4 protein-coding genes are annotated in these 2,322 nt (G+C 53.3%); all 4 read left to right on the top strand.

Annotated features, from left to right (window positions below; genetic code table 11):
- Nucleotides 1–56 precede the first annotated feature (56 nt).
- Genes HMPREF0673_RS14250 through aroQ form a run of 4 tightly spaced genes read left to right on the top strand, consistent with a single transcriptional unit; the run spans nucleotide 57 to nucleotide 2,239 of the window.
- Nucleotides 57–218 (top strand): hypothetical protein, encoded by a 162-nt coding sequence (locus HMPREF0673_RS14250; protein ID WP_007900761.1) that lies wholly within the window; start codon nucleotides 57–59, stop codon nucleotides 216–218.
- A 3-nt stretch (nucleotides 219–221) separates the two neighbouring features.
- Nucleotides 222–809 (top strand): LemA family protein, encoded by a 588-nt coding sequence (locus tag HMPREF0673_RS08150; protein ID WP_007900763.1) that lies wholly within the window; start codon nucleotides 222–224, stop codon nucleotides 807–809.
- 53 nt (nucleotides 810–862) lie between these two features.
- On the top strand, nucleotides 863–1,762 hold the full coding sequence (locus tag HMPREF0673_RS14740; protein WP_007900766.1) for a TPM domain-containing protein: 900 nt from the start codon (nucleotides 863–865) through the stop codon (nucleotides 1,760–1,762).
- Between the two features lie 27 nt (nucleotides 1,763–1,789).
- Complete coding sequence (aroQ, locus tag HMPREF0673_RS08160) at nucleotides 1,790–2,239, top strand: type II 3-dehydroquinate dehydratase (RefSeq protein WP_007900771.1); 450 nt, start codon at nucleotides 1,790–1,792, stop codon at nucleotides 2,237–2,239.
- Nucleotides 2,240–2,322 lie beyond the last annotated feature (83 nt).

Here is a 2,322-nt window from a genome sequence, read left to right on the forward strand (position 1 = left end):
ATTATTAATTTTTAATTATTAATTATTAATTGTGGGGAGTTTGGGAAAGTTGAGTTTTGATTACAAATATCAACACCTCACCATCTCAACACCTCAACACCTCAACATCTCAACACCTCACCACCTCACCACCTCAACATCTCACCACCTCACCATCTCACCATCTCACCACCTCAACACCTCAACACCTCACCATAACAACATTAACAACATCATAAATTATGAAGAAGAACAAAGGATTGATCATCACCATCGTGGTGATAGCGTTAGTAGCCATTTGGGGCATATCATCGTACAACGGACTGGTATCTATGGACGAGAACGTAAACAACCAGTGGGCAAACGTAGAGACACAGTATCAGCGTCGTAGCGACCTTATCCCTAACCTCGTGAACACCGTGAAGGGATACGCTAAGCACGAGAGTCAGACTCTCGAGTCGGTTATGGCGGCACGCTCGCAGGCTACGCAGGTGAAGATAGACCCGTCGAACTGCACTCCGCAGCAGCTCGCAGCTTATCAGAAAGCGCAGGGCGACGTGACAACAGCACTCGGAAAGTTGCTCGCCATCACCGAGAACTATCCCGACCTGAAGGCTAACCAGAACTTCCTCGAACTGCAGTCGCAGCTCGAAGGCACCGAGAACCGCATCAACGTGGCTCGCAAAGACTTCAACGACACAGCGAAGAAGTACAACACATCGCTCCGCCGCTTCCCACGCAACATCATCGCTTCGATGTTCGGCTTCGAGAAGCGCAACTACTTCGAGGCTGAGGCTGGTGCAGAGAAGGCTCCAAAGGTGGAGTTTTAGGTTTTATAAGTTGACAAGTTGACAAGAAAACGGGTTAGCAAGGAGATATTAAAATGAAGCGATTGATAGGCTTAATGCTTTTCTTGCTCGTCGCAACACTATCGTTTGCGACGGGCGAGGAGAAGCAATACACACTGCAGGACGTGCCCAACGTGCGTCTCAACGACGCACGCCAGTACGTGTCCGACCCGTCGCATATCCTTTCTGGCTCGGCATGCGACACCATCAACGCTGTGCTCGCACGGCTCGAAGAAAGCACGGGCATAGAGACAGCGGTGGTAATGCTGCCCAGCATCGGTGAGGAGGACATCTTCAACTTCGCGCATGAACTATTCCGCCAGTGGGGCATCGGCAAGCAGAAGAGCAACAACGGACTGCTCATACTCTTCGTGATGGATCAGCGTAAGGTGCGCTTCACCGTAGGATACGGTTTGGAGGGCACCATTACCGATGCCATGTCGAAGCGCATACAGATGCAGCGCATGGTGCCACGCTTCAAGGTAGGCGACTGGGACGGGGGCATGGTTGACGGCGTGAGAGCTGCGGCGCAGGTGCTCGACGGCTCGATGCAGCCCGAACCAACCGATGACGATGAGGATATGCTGGTGGGTATCATAGCGTTACTCATAATTATAGGCATAGCAATATTCGTAATATTCCTCGTCGGCGAGGCACAACGCTGTCCGAAATGCCGCAAGAAGGGCGTGAAGCGCGTGGCACAACAGGTGCTGCGACTCTCCAACGGACGACGTGTGCGACGCACCACTTTCCTCTGCCCCCACTGCGGGCACACCTTCACACGCGACGAGAACATCGACGACTCGGGCAACGCCGCTGCCTTCATAGCTGGCGCAATGCTCGGAGGAGGCGGACGAGGCGGTGGCGGTGGCTTCAGCGGAGGTAGCTTCGGAGGAGGATCGACAGGAGGCGGCGGCTCGACCTCGGGATGGTAATTTGAAAATTCAAAATTCAAAACTCCTATGAAAATAACAATCATCAACGGACCAAACCTTAACATGCTCGGCACACGCGAGCCAAGCATCTACGGCAACACCTCGTTCGAGCAGTATCTCAACCAGCTCTGCCGTCAGTATCCCGACGTGGAGATCGACTACTATCAGAGCAACGTGGAGGGCGTGCTCATCGACAAGCTGCAGGACGCAGGCTTCGAGTCGGACGGCATCATCCTCAACGCCGGAGCATACACACACACCTCAGTGGCACTACTCGACTGCATACGCTCCATCAGTGCACCCGTCATAGAGGTACACATCAGCAACGTGCACAAACGCGAGGAATTTAGACACAAATCGATGATAGCAGCAGCGTGCCTCGGCGTGATAAGCGGCTTCGGCATGAACTCATACCGACTGGCACTCGAAGCACTGCTCGACTGGACAGCCGAGCGCGAACCGATGAAAGAAGAGTAGGAGGCTACGGCATTCCTGCCGTAGCCATTGCGAATATTGTATTTCAGTTGCCAATGGCTACGGCAGGAATGCCGTAGCCTCCT

This window comes from Leyella stercorea DSM 18206 (assembly GCF_000235885.1).
Taxonomy (GTDB): domain Bacteria; phylum Bacteroidota; class Bacteroidia; order Bacteroidales; family Bacteroidaceae; genus Prevotella; species Prevotella stercorea.

Excerpts from the sequence above, each read along its gene's own strand:
- HMPREF0673_RS08150 (WP_007900763.1), top strand. The coding sequence starts at position 222 with ATGAAGAAGAACAAAGGATTGATCATCACCATCGTGGTGATAGCGTTA.
- HMPREF0673_RS14740 (WP_007900766.1), top strand. The coding sequence starts at position 863 with ATGAAGCGATTGATAGGCTTAATGCTTTTCTTGCTCGTCGCAACACTA.
- aroQ (WP_007900771.1), top strand. The coding sequence starts at position 1,790 with ATGAAAATAACAATCATCAACGGACCAAACCTTAACATGCTCGGCACA.